The sequence below is a fragment of the Bacillus sp. C-3-6 genome (genome assembly GCF_054509685.1).
In genome coordinates, this window is record NZ_CM137247.1 from 3,812,222 (window position 1) to 3,829,524 (window position 17,303).

Consider the following 17,303-nt stretch of genomic DNA (forward strand, 5'->3'; position numbering starts at 1 on the left):
AAACCTCTTTTATTTATGGTATAATAATGAAAAATTGAAAGGAGATTCAATATGAAACCTTCACAACCACAATCTCAATTACAAAACCAACATTCTATTAATCGACTAGCTCAATCTATTTTCGTTGTGAATCGTCATGCTAAAGCAGCTACTAATCCTAAATATTTATACTGGTTAAAAAAGACAGCTTTAGAACGTTTGATTGCTGAAAAAAAAGCAATTAAAGAAGGATTACATTTTTCTAGAAACCCACGTTTTAGCCAACAACAATCTGATGTCCTTATACGTTTAGGCGATTATTTTTTCCACATCCCTCCTACGAAAGAAGATTTTCGAATTCTACCGCATCTTGGTCATCTTGAATCCTCCTATCGAAATCCGAAAACAACCTTATCTTTAACAGTAGCAAAAAAAACACTTCAAGATTATATTGGTCCTGAAGCATTGAAACAAGAAAAAAAATTAAGTGAACCTGTTCCATGGTATAGTCGTACTTATACAAAAAAATAAAACAGTTTGGCCAAGTGTAGGCCAAACTGTTTTATTTTTTCTCTTCTTTAATTTTAATATTTGCTTGTTTATAAAAAGCTACTTTTTCTGTATTATAAGACTTTGTGAATTCATTAAATTTATCTTTTTCTGACTCAATATCCTTATAAGATTGATTTACTACTTTTACTTTTTCACTAATATCTTTTAATTTAGTACCTTTATCTTGTAACATTGTGTATAACTCTTTTTCTTGTTTTAAAGATTTATTATAGCTGTCATACATTTTATTAAATGAATCGTGTCGTTTCTCATAGGTGCTTTTCACTTTATCAGCTTGATCTTTCAACTTATTATCTTCAATTTTCTTCACATACTTATCAGCTGACTTCACTTCTTCTTGCGCTTTATTTAAAGCCTCTTTTTCTTTTGTAAGTACTTTTTCTCGTTCAGTTGTATTCTTTGCTGCTTGATTCAATTTTTCTTTAACAGTTTGATTATTATCTTTTCCTTCTTGCACAATCTGGTTATATAATTCTTGTCCTTCTTTCTCTAAAGCCTCAAGTTTTTTTGCATCTTCAAACATTGTTTTTTCTTGTTTAGCAGCGTTTTCAAACGCTACATATAATTCTTCTTCTGGTTTCGGTCCAAAACAACCGGCTAATAAAGTCATTGATAATGCGGTTATAATTGCTAATTTACTATATTTCAACATCTCTTCCTCCTATTTATAAACGACCATCGTGTAATATAAAAAAGTTATAAAATATGTAATTGTTCTATACACTCGCATCTTTTTTACGAAGATCATTAATATTGTTTGTACGAATTATTACTTAATATTACATTATTCTTTTTGAAGTATTTAGCAGTTCCATATCCATCTTTAAGTATAGTTCTTCGTGTTTTTTAAAACCTATTCACACTATGTATTACCTTAATGGCCACAGAATTTCACCTCAGTCTTAATAAGACTATAATAGTTCATCTGATAAAAGGTGATCGTTCCGCTCTCACGTCTATCATTCCCTTTCCAGCTTTCTATCAAATAATCTCTTTGTTCATTTTACACAGTACAATCGATATCTCGCAACAACTTACAAATATTCTTTTCATTTCCTAAAAAGGAAAAGTGTAGAGCTTGCTTTCCTCTACACTTTTAAAATAAAACACATTGTGCAAATTGCATTGGCACTACCATCATAATTATATGCTTATTTCATATATTTTTAAAGACTTTTATTACAAACGAAACGTTTTTTGTAATAAAAGTCAAAAAAATGTTACAAATAAAACTTCTTCCTATCATATATCTTCAAATCGAAGCTTCACTCATTTTCTTGCAAATTTCTATACTGATACAATTGATTTTGCGACTTTCTCAACAGTTCTTCAAACGTTTTTCCTTCTACTGGATAGCTAGCTGCTCCAAATAAAAGAGTGACACTGAGTAAATCACCTTCTATTTCACTTTCAATATTTTTCATTAATCTGTTTGTTATTGTTGATGTTTCATGACCATTATCAATTGCTACAATAACATACTTATTTTCATCCCACTTTGTAACAACATCTCCCTTCCGAATTGTCTTTACAATGGTACTCTCTAATTTTTGTACTAACACTCCCAATTTTTTTTCTTGCAACGTGTCTTTTAATCCTTCCCATTCTTTTACAGAAAGAATGTAAACTGTAATATTACGGGAATCTCTTTCAGATAAAGCGGCTACTTTCCCAAAAAAATCAACAACAAAATCGTTGCTTGCCATTCCTCCTACTTCCACATTCATACGCTTGTTCGCTCTTTTATCGTACCAATGTCCAAAATAATAACTTAGTATCATTTGCAATATATAAATAATAAAGACGGTATAAAATGATCGTGAATCCAGTTTTGTAATTACATCCTGAAGTGCAATCCATTCTGTAACTGCCACTGTATTTCCAAGTAATAATCCACTAATTTTCCCTTTATGTTTCATACTTCTCCCCCTTTTATACCAATATATGTTTCTATATCAATAATGTTTTTCTACAAAATAAAAAATGTACATATGCAATGTACATTTCTGCTTAAGCTTGTATACCTTTCCTACTCTATTTCATATATATAATATATAACTTTTATAGAAAGGAGTAATCTATATGCTACAAAAAGAGAATCTATCAGATGCTATGCGTTTACTAGCTGGTTTTCTATTATCATTAAAATTATTATTTACCTCTTTCGGCATACACTTTATTACAAACGATCAAATCGACGCAATTGTAAATGTTGTTTCATTTTTATTTATTCTATACTTTGGCTACAAAAATAACTATGTAGGAAAAAAAGGAATAGAGCAAAAGAAAATACTCAAAAAACACAACCTTCACTAAAAAAGGAACCTTTTGTACAGGTTCCTTTTTATCATTGCCGCACAACAACTTCATTTGTTTGCAGTGGACCATATGATATCTCTTTATCTTGAAATGTATATGTAGCCTGAAAGAATGCTTGTTTAAGAGCTTTATCTTTATTAGCTTTTATTTTGCAACGTAGTTCCACCTTTTCATTTGGTAACAAATCATCAATTCGCCACCTTACAAGCTGGAATAAAAACTCACTTATCCCCTTATCAACTTTTAAAGAATTAGGAATATAAGCAAAGTAATCTCGAATCATATGACTTACAACAACTCTCGAAATCATTTCTATCCCTTTATTTTCCACTTGAATTCGCATAATAAGTATGTCGTTTACATCGTAGGTCAATTCATACGAAAATTGTTCTGTATACATACTACCAATTTGCAATGTAACGACTACTTGAGGAAATTCATTTTCCTTTTTCGATCCGTCAATCCACAATACTGGTTGTAGCGGTATTGAATACTTTCCTGTATCCGAAATTCGTCCCCATATTTTCATAATATATATTCACCTCATTTCAGATGTACCATACACACAATGAATTCCCCAACTTACTAAAGCTTGCTACAAGTAATGTTTAATATTTCTCTTCCTTTTATCCTATTCGACAATATGAAGAAAAAACCATTTTTCATCTATTAACAGAAGGTGTTCTTTATGAAATTTTTTTACAATTTACTTCATTTCCTTTATAGCAATATTCGTATCGCTCACTCGTTCTCTACTCATATGAAAGAATATTTTGACGGAAGAAAAAATTTGCCTTATAGTCAAATTTGACTATAATATTCTTTATGGCATATTAGTGCACTTATGGAAAAGAAATTAAAATCAACTATACATTTAAATTTTTTATCCACTGCACTCAAAACTTAACATAGTTTACTTATTTCTAAAGGAGGGTTATATTTGGAAACTCAACCATTAAAAAAAGACACCAACAAGACAAAATTTGTTGTTGCTGGTTTGCTGCTTGGTATATTAATGGCCGCAATGGATAATACAATCGTTGCAACCGCAATGGCAACAATCGTTGGAGACCTAGGAGGCTTTGATAAGTTTGTGTGGGTCACATCAGCTTATATGGTAGCAACAATGGCAGGGATGCCTATCTTTGGGAAACTTTCTGATATGTACGGGCGGAAACGTTTTTATATTGGGGGCCTCATTCTTTTCTTATTCGGTTCTGCGCTTTGCGGAACAGCTTCAAGTATTGAGCAATTAAGTATTTATAGAGCTATTCAAGGTATCGGTGGTGGTGCCCTTATGCCTATCGCCTTTACAATTATGTATGATATCTTCCCACCAGAAAAACGCGGGAAGATGACAGGGCTATTCGGTGCTGTTTTCGGGACATCTAGTGTATTCGGTCCTTTATTAGGTGCTTATATTACAGACTATATAAGTTGGCATTGGGTCTTCTATATCAATATTCCATTAGGACTTATCTCCTTTTTCTTAATTACTAAATACTACAGTGAGTCTCTAGAATTTAGAAAACAAAAAATTGATTGGGCTGGTGCTATTACACTTGTCATAAGTATCGTTTGCTTAATGTTCGCATTAGAACTTGGTGGTAAGGAATATGCCTGGAATTCCACTGTAATTATTGGCTTATTTACAACAGTAGTTATTGCGCTTATTATTTTCTTCTTTGTAGAAAGAAAAGCAACCGAGCCTATTATTTCGTTCCATCTATTTAAAAAACCTTTATTCGCAGCTAGTCAAGGAGTTGCCTTTTTCTATGGTGCTGCTTTTATTATCTGTACAGTTTATATTCCAATCTTCATTCAAGGCGTTCTTGGAGGTTCGGCCTCTAATGCTGGATTAATTTTAACACCAATGATGGTTGGTTCTGTAATTGGAAGTCAAACAGGAGGACAATTAGCTTCTCGAACAAGCTATCGTAACATTATGATGGTATCTGGTGTCTTCTTCGTTCTTGGTATTTATTCATTAAGTACTTTAACAATGGACACACCTCGTTTACTCGTAACACTATTTATGATTCTCGCTGGGCTTGGTGTTGGCTTCTCATTCTCAGTATTAAGTATGTCTTCTATTCACAAGTTAGAAATGCGAGACCGCGGTTCGGCGACATCAACAAACTCATTCTTCCGATCACTCGGTATGACTCTTGGTGTAACGATTTTCGGTACAATTCAAAATCATATTTTTACAGATAAACTAAACTCTGTGTTCCCCCCTGAACTAGCAAAATTAGCTCCAAAAGGCGGAGACACAAGTTTCTTATTATCACCAGGCGCTACCGCAAAAATTCCTGCTGAAATATTAGCGGGTATTAAAGAAGCTCTCGCTACATCTATTGCGAACACATTCTTCTGGGCACTCATCCCGGCTGTACTAAGTGTTATTTGTATTTTACTAATGGGAAATGAACGCCTCTTTACAGGCCCTAAAAAGAAAGAAAAACAAAAGCAAGTCAGTTAATATAAAAAAGAAGCGGCATATCCCTTTATGAAAAAGGATATGCCGTTTATAATATGTATAAAGTTTTTATATACAGGAGTTGAGACAGCATGAGCATGAAATTAGTCATTCTCGGCTTGCTACTCGAAGGAGATAAACATCCATATGAAGTGCAGCATATTATGAAAGAACGACAAATGGATTGTTATATTAAATATGCTAAAGGATCACTTTATTACGCTTTCGAGCAATTAGAAAAGCAAGGCGCAATTCACATTACAAATGTAATTAGAGACACAAACCGACCTGACAAAACGATTTTTCATATAACAGAAGAAGGCAAAAAACTATTCCACACTTTACTATTAAAACAATTCGAAGCAAAAAACCAAATATATAAACCTATTTATTCAGCCCTATCTTTCGCTCACTTTAGCAATGATCATGAATTAGTTCCTATTTTAGAAAAAAAGAAAAATGATACTCTTCAATATTTACATACTATGCAAACGATATATGATTGTAATAAAGGAAAGGTTCCACGTGCACAACTATATATCTTGCAAAGTGTAATTGAGCATATTACAGTTGAATTACAATGGCTAAACACCCTCCTTAAAGATGCTATAGCAGGCCGACTTTCAGAAGTTGCTATAGATGAAAATTGAGCTATGAAAGAAGACATCCCTACTTCTTTCATAGCTCAATTTCTCTTTTTATACTGTAATATTATTAGTTACTTCAGAATAAAAAGTCAGAATAATAAGAAATAAAAACTTTGGAATTTTCTTATTTTAAAACAGTAGACAAAATTCCAAAAATTGTGTTAGAATTTGTTTCAATATCATATCGCTTGTTAAATTCCTTTCAAAAGGAAAATAGGTACACGAACATTTCGTTTCGTGTTTAAAAGGGAAGCTTGGTGAAACTCCAACACGGTCCCGCCACTGTAAATGCTGAGATTTCTTTTTGGTGCCACTGTGAAAACGGGAAGGTGAAAGAAATTATATGAAGCATAAGTCAGGAGACCTGCCTGTTTTAACAACACTGATAGATTCACGGATGATGATGAGGTGTTAAAACAAAAAGGAAGGCTTATTTTCTATGTCTTTGCACTTTTTGTTATAAGTATTTCCTAGTAAACGGAAATGCTTACTTTCAATTAGGGAGGAATTTAAAATGGCAATTCAAACAAGTAACTTAGGTTATCCACGTATCGGACTACAACGAGAGTGGAAAAAAACATTGGAAGCTTTTTGGTCCAATAAAATTGATGAAGAACAATTTTTAACAACAATGAAAGAAATTCGCCTTCAACACGTAAAAGTACAGCAAGAAAAAGGGATTGAACTCATTCCAATTGGCGACTTTACATATTATGATCACGTTTTGGATACTGCCTATATGCTAGGATTTATCCCATCACGTTTTTCTGAGTTTACATCTTACCTTGATGTATATTTCGCAATGGCGCGTGGCTCTAAAAATCACGTAGCTTCCGAAATGACAAAATGGTTTAACACAAACTATCACTATATCGTTCCTGAATATGAAGAGGGATTACAAATCTCTTTAAAAGATAATCGTCCACTTCGCTTATACGAAGAGGCAAAACAAGAATTAGGAGTAGATGGAAAGCCTGTTATTTTAGGTCCATATACTTTCTTAAAATTAGCTAAAGGCTATACAAAAGAACAATTCCCTTCCATTTTAAAACAGTTAGTTACACCTTACGTACAACTGCTTTCAGAACTACATGCAGCTGGTGCACAAGCCATTCAAGTTGATGAACCAATTTTCGCTTCTTTAACGAAAGAAGAAGTTCAACAAGCAAAAGAAATTTATGAAGCTATTCGTAAAGAAGTTCCAAATGCGACTCTTCTTTTACAAACGTATTTTGATAGCGTGGAAGAAAACTATGAAGAAATTATTACATTCCCGGTATCCGGTATTGGATTAGATTTCATTCATGGTAAAGAAGGTAATTTAAATGCTATTTCAAAATATGGATTCCCAGCTGATAAAACTTTAGCTGTCGGTTGTATAGATGGCCGTAACATTTGGAGAGCTGACCTTGATGAAGTTCTTGAGTTATTTACAACGTTACAAAAACAAGTCCAAACGAAAGATTTCATCGTTCAGCCTTCTTGTAGCTTATTGCATACACCGATCGATAAAACAGAAGAAACTCACTTATCGACTGAGCTATTTGATGCATTAGCATTTGCAAATCAAAAATTAGAAGAGTTAGTTCTTATTCATTCCGCTCTCACTCAAGGTACAGAAAGCATTAGTACTGAGCTGGAAACATATCGAAACGTACATCATACAATTCGCTCATCTGCTGCACGTAACCGAGAAGATGTCAAAGCAGCACGAACAGCACTAAAAGAAGAAGATTTTTCACGCCCTCTTCCATTTGAAAAACGATACGAATTACAACAAGTTGCCCTGGAGTTACCGCTATTACCAACAACAACCATTGGTAGCTTCCCGCAAACAACTGAAGTTCGTCAAACGCGAAAAGAATGGCGTAACGGTGTTATTTCAAATGAACAATATGAACAATTTATTGAAAAAGAGACAGAAAAATGGATTCGTTACCAAGAAGAAATTGGGCTTGATGTCCTTGTACATGGTGAATTTGAAAGAACTGACATGGTCGAATATTTTGGTGAGCGCCTTGCTGGTTTCTCATTCACTAAAAACGGTTGGGTACAATCATACGGTTCCCGCTGCGTAAAACCACCTGTTATTTATGGTGATGTAGCCTTTATTAACGGCATGACTATTAAGGAAACAGTTTATGCACAAAGCTTAACGGAGAAAGTTGTAAAAGGAATGTTAACTGGACCTGTTACGATTTTAAATTGGTCCTTCGTTCGAAATGACATTCCAAGAAAAGAAGTTTCGTATCAAATTGCACTAGCTCTTCGTCACGAAATTGAACTACTTGAATCTTCCGGAATTAGAGTAATCCAAGTCGATGAGCCAGCACTTCGTGAAGGAATGCCACTAAAAGAAAAAGATTGGGATGCTTATATTACATGGGCAGTACAATCCTTCCTTTTAGCAACTTCTTCTGTAGCAAATGAAACACAAATTCATACTCATATGTGTTACAGTAACTTCGAAGATATTGTTGACGCGATTCGCGCATTAGATGCAGATGTAATTTCTATCGAAACATCAAGAAGTCACGGAGAATTTATTGATACGTTAAAACATACAACATATGAAAAAGGCATCGGTCTAGGTGTATATGATATTCATAGCCCACGTGTACCGAGTAAAGATGAAATGTATAAAATCGTAGAACAATCTTTAGAAGTATGCGATCCTAAATATTTCTGGATTAATCCTGATTGTGGTTTAAAAACGAGAAGAACAGAAGAAGTTATTCCAGCTTTAGAACATATGGTTCAAGCAGCGAAAGATGCTCGTTCCCTTTTAAAAACAAACGCATAACAAAAATGGGTTATCCTTTTCTCAGGATAACCCATTTTTTATTCTTTACTTTCAAAGAAGAATTCGTATTGTATTTTATATAATTCATCATCCGTTGGCTCTTCAAGAGGAATTGCTTGTAAGACAACTGTATACTCACCATTTGGAATAGATATTTGAAATTTGTTTGAAAGAATACTCGTTATAACGATACTTTCATTTTCAACCGTAAAAGGAACCGTAATCGTTCTAACCACTTCTTCTTTTTCAATATGTTTCCCTGGGGTCACTTTCACTTCACAAGTATAATCAGAAAGTGCTTCAAAAATAACAGTTCCCTCTGCCTCAGCATAACCTCTTTCAAAATCTTCATCCGTCCAGTCTACATAAGGCTGCTCACCGTCATAGTTCATCAACATTAATTGCGAATAAGAAATTGTTAACTCCATAGTTCCCCTTCTCCTTCATTATGAAATGTACAAATACTACTTCACTTCAAATTTCACACGCGTACCATCTGGATATTTATCTAACTTATTCCCTACCCAAGAGCCTGCTCCCCGGTTATCCGCCGGACTTATATATTCAATATGTGCTCCTTTTCCGCCTTCCTTGCACATCGCCATTGGCCATTCATCACGATCATACCCTTTTTTTGATGGATACGGTGCTAACGACAATTTCCTTCTATCTACAGCACCACCACGATCGATTGTACAAACTTCTGAATGCCCTTCTTTTATAGCATCCGTAATATGTTTTCCTGTCTCTGGATAACGTTCTTTCGGAAATTCTAACACTTGATCATACGTATTCGTTTTCTTTACACTTGTTTCCTCTGGCACAAGTACTTCATAAACTGCTACTAAAATAGACAGAATTGCAATAATTGAAATGATAATACCTTTTAATTGCTTCATGTATACCTCCATGTTTCTACCAGTTTCTTTTCCTCAGTTATTATAACAAACTTCTCCTGTATATGTTTTCAGACATTATTTTAGTTATTCCTTGCCATTCCGCCAAAAAATTTCATTTTTTCACTAATGCTGTAGAAAACTAATAGCCTTCCGACATTCTTTTTCAAAGGAAGTCCTCATAAAAGATTGAAATGATATATACGATACTTTTTGGGGAGGAAATATCATGGAAGCTACCTATAAAACGAAAGATGTCACGAATAAAACAGGCATCCCAAAACATATAGTCCGCAAATATAGTCAACTGTTAGAGGAACATGGTTATATGATTTCTAAAACAGCTGATGCTCGTATTTATAAACTTGATGATTTAAAACTATTGAAATCTATACATGAAAGAGCTGCCACATTACAAGAAGATATTTCAGAAACGATACCGATTATTTTAAAAGAAAAAGAGGCCCCACCTGTACCAGTTATACAAGATAAGCAAGAGATACAACCGAAAGAAAAAGAAGATGGGCGTAACTTTGAGGAGTTCATGTTGAAACTTGAAATGCTAGCTCAATTAAATGAAGCAATTATTCATCAAAATTCTACTCTAATTACACAAAATCGTTTAAAGGATGAGAAACTAGATGAATTGATGCAACAAGTGTATGTAAAAGAAGGCTCTCAAGAAAAAATGCTTCAAGAGTTAGTCGAGCACGCCGCTCAAACAGATGCATTGCAAAAAGAAAAAATGGACTTATTAATGAATCATATGTATAAACGAGAATCCAAACAAGAAGAAAAAATGAATAAACTTGTTAGTCAAATTTATAACAAGGACAATAATCGTGATGCACAGCTTATGCAAGTTATTCGAGAAATTCAAGAAACAAAAAGAATGGTCGCTGCCTCAAAAGAGCAAAGCTTCTTTCAATCATTTAAAAGTTTATTTAGCCGAGCAAAACAAGAAAAAACAAATGAATAAACAATATAAAATAAAAAGTTACCTTCCATCGGTAACTTTTATTCCTTATTTTGTACAGCTGGTAATATAATAATTGCTTCAGTGCCTTTTCCACTTTCACTCTTATATTCCAATGTACCATTATGCGCTTGTAAAATACTAAATGTTACCATAAGCCCTAATCCTGTCCCTTTTTCTTTTAAAGAATAATATGGTTGTCCCAGCCTTGCTAACTGTTCTTTCGTCATACCAACACCACTATCTTTAACTCTTATTATGATTGTTTCGTCTTTTTGAATAGCTGTTACTTTTAAATATCCTTTATTTCCTTGAATTGCTTCAATACCATTTTTAACAACATTCATAATAGCTTGCTTCAATTTTGTCTTATCACCAATCGTATAAAGACTTTCTGAAATTTCAACTTGTAAATATACACCTTGCATCGCTGCAAATGACGACATAAGAGTGGTCATTTCTATTAATTGGGCTGATAAACAAATGTGTTCTTTTTTCTCAATTTGCGGCCTTGCTAAATTCAAGTAATCTGAAATAATTTGTTCCGCCCGATCCAATTCAGCTAATACGAGACGCATATAATCCTTATTCTTCACATCTTCCGTACTTTCTAGCAATTGGATAAATCCACGAACAACAGTAAGTGGATTTCGAACTTCATGTGCCACACTTGCTGCTAACTCACTTACAATATTAAGCTTTTCTGATTTTTGCATCTCTGTACGTAGCAATGCATTTTCATTTAAATATTCAGTTAAATACACCTGAAATACCATTGTCATGACCATGATAAGCGAGGCAAATATAAATCCGCTATATATTTGCGAAATATACGGTGTAAATCCTGTTTCCAAAAGAACATTAATCATGCCTAATACTAAAGAAACAAGCACATAAAATGATGAAATCATAAATGCTAAAATTAATTTCTTATCTCTTGAAAAAAGAGACCATTTCTTTGATAAAAATAGCGGAACTATCAATAGAAATGTTACTTCTAAAACTGGAAGAAAGCTCATTCCCTTTAGTAACCATTCATATGCAACAAAAATAACCGCTGGGATTAAACCAACAATCCCACCATATAAAAAACCACTGACAATTGGAATTGGGTGAAAGTTATACCCACACACATTGCCAAAACAAATAGAGTATGTCATGGAGAGAACGAGCGTAACGCTAGATAAAAACATAATAAAGTAACGATTTGGCTTCGGAGGCATTTCTTGATAGCGATTTAAACGAATCGCTTCATATAAAAATAGTGGTAAAATTATGATGGCAATTTGAATCAACAAATCACGGATAAGCTCCATAACCTCTCATCCCCTATATGTATTTTGATATGATTATATCATTTTATAGGTTTATTTGTTTTAAAATTTTGATTTTTCTTAACATATTTGTTAATTCTTTGTTAACAACTCATAATAATTGTTACAGATTTTCGAAATGATTGTAAACCCTGTACCAAATTTCCTTCGTGCAGTATACAATGAATACGGATTACAAAGAAAATGTAAAAATACTTTTTTAGACGGACAACTATAGCAAAATACAGCATATAATCCATACTATCTATGTTTACAAATAAGTGATCATTACTTTAGTAGGAGGAAGATAAATATGGCGGGTACTACGCTTGTTTTAAAAGAAGAAAATTTGGTTGTTCTAGAAAATGTTGAAAAATCAGTATATGAAGAGTTACAGCATAAAGCAGGAGATGAAGATTGCACATGTGCTGTGAACGAATCAGTTGTTCACCTTGGCAAGGTATCCTCTGTACTCTGGAATGAAGATGAAATAGATTGGGAATACGGATATTAAAAAGTCGCTTATAGCGGCTTTTTTTTCTTTTCTCTCTCTTTCTAAATTACATATACAAAGCGCAATCATAGAAAATATGATAAAATGAACTTAATTTTCAAACGGAAGAAAGGGAGATACAATGGAACAATTCATTAACCCTAGAGTGAAGGATATCCAAATTTCTGGAATCCGTCAATTCTCTAACATGATTCAAAACTATGATAATTTGATTTCTTTAACAATCGGACAACCCGATTTCCCTACACCTTCTCTCGTAAAAGAAGCGGCAAAACGGGCTATTACAGAAAACTATACAAGCTATACACATAACGCTGGTTTACTAGAATTACGTAAGGCAGCTTGTAACTTCGTAAAAGATAACTACGATTTACATTACTCACCTGAAAACGAAACCATCGTTACAATTGGTGCTAGCGAAGCAATTGATGTTGCATTCCGAACGATTTTAGAGCCAGGAACAGAAGTAATTTTACCTGCTCCTATTTATCCAGGTTACGAACCTATTATTCGATTATGCGGTGCAACGCCCATTTTTGTAGATGTTCGTGAAACTGGATTCCGTTTAACAGCTGACGCGCTAAAAAATGCTATTACAGAAAAAACAAGATGTATCGTACTACCATATCCTTCCAACCCAACTGGTGTAACTTTATCCACAGAAGAATTAAAAGATATTGTAGATGTTTTAAAAGATAAAAATATTTTCGTCCTTTCAGATGAAATTTATAGCGAGCTTGTGTATGAACAAAAGCATACATCTATCGCTCATTTCCCAGAAATGCGTGAAAAGACAATTGTCATTAACGGTTTATCTAAATCACATTCTATGACTGGCTGGCGTGTTGGACTTTTATTCGCACCAAGCTATTTAGCAGGACATATATTAAAAGTTCATCAATACAATGTAACGTGTGCTACTTCAATCGCTCAATACGCTGCGATTGAAGCATTAACAGCTGCTAAAGACGCACCCAAAATGATGCGCCACCAATATAAAAAACGCCGTGATTACGTATATAATAGACTCACTCAAATGGGATTAGCAGTTGAAAAGCCAACAGGTGCATTTTACTTATTCCCATATGTTGGTCATTTGACATCTTCATCATTTGATTTTGCACTTGATCTTGTCAAAGAAGCTGGACTAGCTGTAGTTCCTGGAACAGCATTCTCTGAATACGGTGAAGGCTACCTTCGCTTGTCCTATGCATATAGTATCGAAACTTTAAAAGAAGGCTGCGATCGATTAGAAGCCTTTCTAAAGAAAAAAGCTAAGAGTTAAACTCTTAGCTTTTTTCTGCATAATGATCACAAGTTTGACGTTTTAGTAATTTATGAGGAATAATAATACACTTTGCAGTGGATTCTGCATTCTCTACTTTATCAACTAAAGCTTTTGCTGCCTCATATCCTAGCTGATAAATATTAACATCAACTGTCGAAAGTGGAGGGCTCGCAATTTCTGATAATAAAGCATTATTAAAGCTTACAATAGAAACATCCTTCGGTACAACGAATCCTTTTTTAGAAAGAGCACTTAACACACCAAGTCCAATTAAGTCATCCGTTGCCATAATTGCCGTCGGCGGTTGCTGCAGTCCCATTAATTCCTCAACGGCTTGTTGACCACTTTCCCTCGAAAAATCAAAATGTAAAATATATTCTTTTGGTAATACAATGTCTGCTAATTTCAAGGCATCACTCATACCAGCTAAACGATCTCTCGTTACAAGTAAATCTGATCCACCACCAATGAACGCGATTTGCTTATGCCCTAATGAAATTAAATATTCTGCCACTTCTCTTGCAGCTGTATAATTGTCATTATCTACATATGTAATTTCATCTTTTCGATCATATGGTTTTCCTATTAAAACAAACGGGAAATTTTGTTCATGTAAATATTGAATAATCCGATCATTCTCCCTTGAATATAAAAGAATAATACCACCAATTTGACGTCCCTGTACCATCTTTACGACACCATTAAAAATTTCTTCTTCCGTTTCACCTGTCGACATGTAAAGCGCATAACCTTCTACGTGTGCAAATGAACTAATCCCTCTTATAACTTCTGGGAAAAATGGATTTTGAAAAGCTTTACTTGCAGAACTTGGCATAACAAGACCAAGTGTTTTCGTCGTTTGGTTCGCAAGATTTCTCGCATTTAAATTGGGATGATACCCTAATTCACTCATCACTTTCCTAACACGGCGCTTTGTTTTTTCACTTATACTTGGATTATCAGCAATTACACGAGAAACTGTTGATGGTGCAACATTCGCTTGCTTCGCCACATCTTTAATTGTAACTGTCATAAAAATCCCCCTCCTCTCATTTCTCTGCCATTTTTCATATATTTTATCTCGCACTCATTGCAAGTCATAAACTTTCATTTCTTATATCTTGCAAAACTAATCCTATTCTCCCTCTTCATGTATTGTAAGGGATATAGCTATTTTTTCCTATACTATAATATACTATTTATTTCACTTCTTTTCACATGTGATGTCAAATCTCTTTTCATCTCCCTATAAAGTTATTTATAGGGAGATGAAAAGAAAAATGGGACATAATGTCCCATTTTTCATCCTTTTGTACCTCCAGCTGTTAAACCAGAAATAAAGTATTTTTGTAGTGATAGGAATAAAATTGAAATTGGAATCGCAATTAACACAGAACCCGCTGCAAACGTTGTAAATTCATTACCGAATTTTTTCGCAACCATTTCATATAATCCAACTGCTAAAGTATAATTTTCTGGTGTTCGTAAAATGATACTCGCTAAAATGAAATCTGTAAATGGACCAATGAAAGTAAATAATGCTACAACCGCTACGATTGGCTTTGCAAGTGGCATAATGATTTGCCAAAAAATACGGAAATGCCCTGCTCCATCCATTCGAGCTGATTCATCCAACTCTTTCGGAATCGTATCAAAATACCCTTTCATAAGCCATGTATTCATCGGAATTGCTCCGCCCACATAAATTAAAATTAATGCAAGATGTGTATCAAGTAATCCTGTTAACTGAGCTAATATATATAGTGCGATTAACGCTGCAAAATTCGGGATCATTTGCAGAATTAAAAATGTTAATAAACCATTCTTTCTTCCAACAAAACGATATCTCGAAAATGCATAAGCAGTAAAACTAATGGCTAGTACAGAGAAAATCATCGTCATTACGCTAACTTTCAAAGTATTTTTATACCAAAGTAAGTAATTACTTGAATCGAGATCAAGTAGCTTGCGATAATGATCTAATGTGGCATTTTTTGGAATAATACTTGACCCAGATAAACTATCTCCTGGATTAAACGATGAGCCAATTATCCATAGTAATGGATAGAAAACAATCGCACACATTATGAAGATAACTAAATAACTTAATGAAAGACGTAGCATCTTTTGTCGTTTAATATTCATTTACATCATATCCTCTTCTTGGAATGATTTTGTTCTCTTAAATTGCCATAACGCAACTGTAATAACGATTAACGATAAAATCATTGTAAGAGCTGCTGCTTTGCCGTATTGAGCCGAAGTCATCGTTAACTTATAGATCCATGAAATTAAAATATCCGTTCCACCTGCATTTTGTCCAGACACAGCAGGTCCCCCGTTATTAAATAGATAAATAATACTAAAATTATTAAAGTTAAACGTATATTGCGTAATTAATATTGGCGCTGTTGCATATAACACAAGTGGCAATGTAATTTTGCGGAACTGTTGCCAAGCAGTTGCTCCGTCTACTGTAGCCGCTTCATATAATTCTCCTGGAATCGATTGCAGTATACCTGTTGTCATCGCAAAGACGAACGGGAAACCAAGCCACGTTTGAATCATAATTAAAGCAATCTTTGACCAAAACGGGTCTGTCATCCAAGCAATCTTTTCAATCCCGAATAAAGCTAATACTTGGTTATTAATTGCTCCAAATGTTTCATTAAACATACCAGCAAATACAAGAATAGATACGAATGCTGGAACAGCCCACGGTAAAATAAAGATTGTTCGAATAATTGCCTTACCTTTAATACCAGGCTGATTTACGATAATCGCTAAAAAAATACCAAGTGCAACTTGTAATGTTGTTGCAACGAATGTCCAAATGACAGTCCAAGAAAATACACTTAAAAATGTATCTCTCCACATCGGTAATGTGAAAATATCAATAAAGTTTTTAAAGCCCACCCAATCTACTAATTTAGCTGGAGGAGAATGATATAAATCATAGTTTGTAAATCCAATTAAAATTACGAAGATGATTGGAAATACGACAACAAAGATAAGTAATAGAAAACCTGGTGAAACCATTAAATAAGGAAAGCCTTGATCTAACAAATTACGGTATTGCTCTTTTACAGAATTTAACGGTGTTCCAATATCACGTTTCTTCCCATTTTGATATGCATCATATAAGTTAAATGCATATATGCCAAGCCCAAAAGCGATAACGATAAGTGCCAAGATCCCTTCTACTAATAGAAAGACGGAATGGTCACGTGGAACTTCTGTACCGAGCGTTACAATGCCCCATAATCCCATATTTAATAAATCAGCAAAGGCTACAATAAATGAACCTGTTAATACTAGAAAAATAAGACCTTTTACAAATTGTTTATTATACATTTGGCCCACGCCTGGAATGATTGATAACATGGTTGCCACTTTCCTATGCTTTGAATCATTTAACCCCTTTGCAGGTTCCATAGATGTTTGCATGTTCCTTCCCCCTTTTTTCTTCCTACATGGAAGGGAGAGAATTCGTGCCCCTCATATTAGAGGCACGAA

The 17,303-nt window shown here is 34.0% G+C and carries 17 protein-coding genes and 1 riboswitch; of the genes, 8 read left to right on the top strand and 9 right to left on the bottom strand.

The features are described 5' to 3' along the window. The first annotated feature begins 51 nt into the window (after positions 1-51). A complete protein-coding gene (locus ACW0JX_RS19405; protein WP_000804864.1) occupies positions 52-510 on the top strand; it encodes a YkyB family protein in 459 nt (152 codons plus the stop codon). A gap of 31 nt (positions 511-541) precedes the next feature. On the opposite strand, the gene ACW0JX_RS19410 is transcribed toward ACW0JX_RS19405, so the two are convergent. Continuing rightward, on the bottom strand, positions 542-1,204 hold the full coding sequence (locus tag ACW0JX_RS19410; protein ID WP_000922465.1) for a YkyA family protein: 663 nt from the start codon (positions 1,202-1,204) through the stop codon (positions 542-544). Between the two features lie 613 nt (positions 1,205-1,817). Beyond that, positions 1,818-2,471, bottom strand: coding sequence for a diguanylate cyclase domain-containing protein (locus ACW0JX_RS19415; RefSeq protein WP_459245012.1), 654 nt, complete (start codon positions 2,469-2,471; stop codon positions 1,818-1,820). A 163-nt stretch (positions 2,472-2,634) separates the two neighbouring features. Between ACW0JX_RS19415 and ACW0JX_RS19420 the strand changes: the two genes are divergently transcribed. Next, positions 2,635-2,868: an SPP1 phage holin family protein gene (locus tag ACW0JX_RS19420; protein WP_000939446.1), complete on the top strand. Its 234-nt coding sequence runs from the start codon at positions 2,635-2,637 to the stop codon at positions 2,866-2,868. Positions 2,869-2,899: 31 nt separating this feature from the next. Here the strand turns inward: ACW0JX_RS19420 and ACW0JX_RS19425 are convergent, their stop codons facing one another. Beyond that, the gene (locus ACW0JX_RS19425; RefSeq protein WP_098127568.1) at positions 2,900-3,400 is read right to left on the bottom strand and encodes a hypothetical protein; all 501 of its coding nucleotides are present in this window, start codon (positions 3,398-3,400) and stop codon (positions 2,900-2,902) included. Positions 3,401-3,811: 411 nt separating this feature from the next. Between ACW0JX_RS19425 and ACW0JX_RS19430 the strand changes: the two genes are divergently transcribed. The 3 genes from ACW0JX_RS19430 to metE all read left to right on the top strand — a co-directional run bounded on the left by ACW0JX_RS19430 (position 3,812) and on the right by metE (position 8,800). Beyond that, positions 3,812-5,353, top strand: coding sequence for an MDR family MFS transporter (locus ACW0JX_RS19430; RefSeq protein ID WP_459245013.1), 1,542 nt, complete (start codon positions 3,812-3,814; stop codon positions 5,351-5,353). A gap of 89 nt (positions 5,354-5,442) precedes the next feature. Further along, positions 5,443-6,000 (top strand): PadR family transcriptional regulator, encoded by a 558-nt coding sequence (locus ACW0JX_RS19435; RefSeq protein WP_000062063.1) that lies wholly within the window; start codon positions 5,443-5,445, stop codon positions 5,998-6,000. A gap of 195 nt (positions 6,001-6,195) precedes the next feature. Next, positions 6,196-6,383, top strand: a riboswitch (cobalamin riboswitch). A 128-nt stretch (positions 6,384-6,511) separates the two neighbouring features. Then, entirely contained in the window at positions 6,512-8,800 is a 2,289-nt protein-coding gene (gene metE, locus ACW0JX_RS19440; RefSeq protein ID WP_098127567.1) for a 5-methyltetrahydropteroyltriglutamate--homocysteine S-methyltransferase, read from the top strand. 38 nt (positions 8,801-8,838) lie between these two features. Here metE and ACW0JX_RS19445 read toward each other — a convergent pair whose 3' ends face one another. After that, positions 8,839-9,228, bottom strand: coding sequence for a competence protein ComJ (locus tag ACW0JX_RS19445; RefSeq protein WP_000424024.1), 390 nt, complete (start codon positions 9,226-9,228; stop codon positions 8,839-8,841). 36 nt (positions 9,229-9,264) lie between these two features. Continuing rightward, positions 9,265-9,699, bottom strand: a complete 435-nt coding sequence (nucA, locus tag ACW0JX_RS19450) for a DNA-entry nuclease (protein ID WP_044782997.1) — start codon at positions 9,697-9,699, stop codon at positions 9,265-9,267. 226 nt (positions 9,700-9,925) lie between these two features. Here nucA and ACW0JX_RS19455 point away from each other — a divergent pair, with 226 nt between their 5' ends. Then, positions 9,926-10,675 carry a DUF3967 domain-containing protein gene (locus ACW0JX_RS19455; protein ID WP_459245014.1) on the top strand — a complete coding sequence of 250 codons (750 nt, stop codon included), beginning with the start codon at positions 9,926-9,928 and terminating at the stop codon, positions 10,673-10,675. Between the two features lie 38 nt (positions 10,676-10,713). Here ACW0JX_RS19455 and kinB read toward each other — a convergent pair whose 3' ends face one another. Then, entirely contained in the window at positions 10,714-11,988 is a 1,275-nt protein-coding gene (kinB, locus tag ACW0JX_RS19460; RefSeq protein WP_000420372.1) for a sporulation sensor histidine kinase KinB, read from the bottom strand. A 310-nt stretch (positions 11,989-12,298) separates the two neighbouring features. On the opposite strand from kinB, the gene ACW0JX_RS19465 reads away from it, so the two are divergent. Further along, entirely contained in the window at positions 12,299-12,499 is a 201-nt protein-coding gene (locus ACW0JX_RS19465) for a hypothetical protein (RefSeq protein ID WP_000929276.1), read from the top strand. Between the two features lie 121 nt (positions 12,500-12,620). Continuing rightward, positions 12,621-13,784 carry an aminotransferase A gene (locus tag ACW0JX_RS19470; RefSeq protein WP_023522939.1) on the top strand — a complete coding sequence of 388 codons (1,164 nt, stop codon included), beginning with the start codon at positions 12,621-12,623 and terminating at the stop codon, positions 13,782-13,784. 4 nt (positions 13,785-13,788) lie between these two features. Here ACW0JX_RS19470 and malR read toward each other — a convergent pair whose 3' ends face one another. The 3 genes from malR to malC form a co-directional block, all read right to left on the bottom strand. Further along, complete coding sequence (gene malR / locus ACW0JX_RS19475; protein ID WP_016512354.1) at positions 13,789-14,820, bottom strand: maltose operon transcriptional repressor MalR; 1,032 nt, start codon at positions 14,818-14,820, stop codon at positions 13,789-13,791. Between the two features lie 269 nt (positions 14,821-15,089). Then, the gene (malD, locus tag ACW0JX_RS19480) at positions 15,090-15,932 is read right to left on the bottom strand and encodes a maltosaccharide ABC transporter permease MalD (RefSeq protein ID WP_097987623.1); all 843 of its coding nucleotides are present in this window, start codon (positions 15,930-15,932) and stop codon (positions 15,090-15,092) included. Then, entirely contained in the window at positions 15,933-17,234 is a 1,302-nt protein-coding gene (malC, locus tag ACW0JX_RS19485; protein WP_001194982.1) for a maltosaccharide ABC transporter permease MalC, read from the bottom strand. Between the last annotated feature and the right edge of the window lie 69 nt (positions 17,235-17,303).

Bases quoted from the DNA above. Each gene is read 5' to 3' on its own strand.
- ACW0JX_RS19405 (WP_000804864.1), top strand. From the start codon at position 52: ATGAAACCTTCACAACCACAATCTCAATTACAAAACCAACATTCTATT.
- ACW0JX_RS19410 (WP_000922465.1), bottom strand. From the start codon at position 1,204: ATGTTGAAATATAGTAAATTAGCAATTATAACCGCATTATCAATGACT.
- ACW0JX_RS19415 (WP_459245012.1), bottom strand. From the start codon at position 2,471: ATGAAACATAAAGGGAAAATTAGTGGATTATTACTTGGAAATACAGTG.
- ACW0JX_RS19420 (WP_000939446.1), top strand. From the start codon at position 2,635: ATGCTACAAAAAGAGAATCTATCAGATGCTATGCGTTTACTAGCTGGT.
- ACW0JX_RS19425 (WP_098127568.1), bottom strand. From the start codon at position 3,400: ATGAAAATATGGGGACGAATTTCGGATACAGGAAAGTATTCAATACCG.
- ACW0JX_RS19435 (WP_000062063.1), top strand. From the start codon at position 5,443: ATGAGCATGAAATTAGTCATTCTCGGCTTGCTACTCGAAGGAGATAAA.
- metE (WP_098127567.1), top strand. From the start codon at position 6,512: ATGGCAATTCAAACAAGTAACTTAGGTTATCCACGTATCGGACTACAA.
- ACW0JX_RS19445 (WP_000424024.1), bottom strand. From the start codon at position 9,228: ATGGAGTTAACAATTTCTTATTCGCAATTAATGTTGATGAACTATGAC.
- nucA (WP_044782997.1), bottom strand. From the start codon at position 9,699: ATGAAGCAATTAAAAGGTATTATCATTTCAATTATTGCAATTCTGTCT.
- ACW0JX_RS19455 (WP_459245014.1), top strand. From the start codon at position 9,926: ATGGAAGCTACCTATAAAACGAAAGATGTCACGAATAAAACAGGCATC.
- kinB (WP_000420372.1), bottom strand. From the start codon at position 11,988: ATGGAGCTTATCCGTGATTTGTTGATTCAAATTGCCATCATAATTTTA.
- ACW0JX_RS19465 (WP_000929276.1), top strand. From the start codon at position 12,299: ATGGCGGGTACTACGCTTGTTTTAAAAGAAGAAAATTTGGTTGTTCTA.
- ACW0JX_RS19470 (WP_023522939.1), top strand. From the start codon at position 12,621: ATGGAACAATTCATTAACCCTAGAGTGAAGGATATCCAAATTTCTGGA.
- malR (WP_016512354.1), bottom strand. From the start codon at position 14,820: ATGACAGTTACAATTAAAGATGTGGCGAAGCAAGCGAATGTTGCACCA.
- malD (WP_097987623.1), bottom strand. From the start codon at position 15,932: ATGAATATTAAACGACAAAAGATGCTACGTCTTTCATTAAGTTATTTA.
- malC (WP_001194982.1), bottom strand. From the start codon at position 17,234: ATGCAAACATCTATGGAACCTGCAAAGGGGTTAAATGATTCAAAGCAT.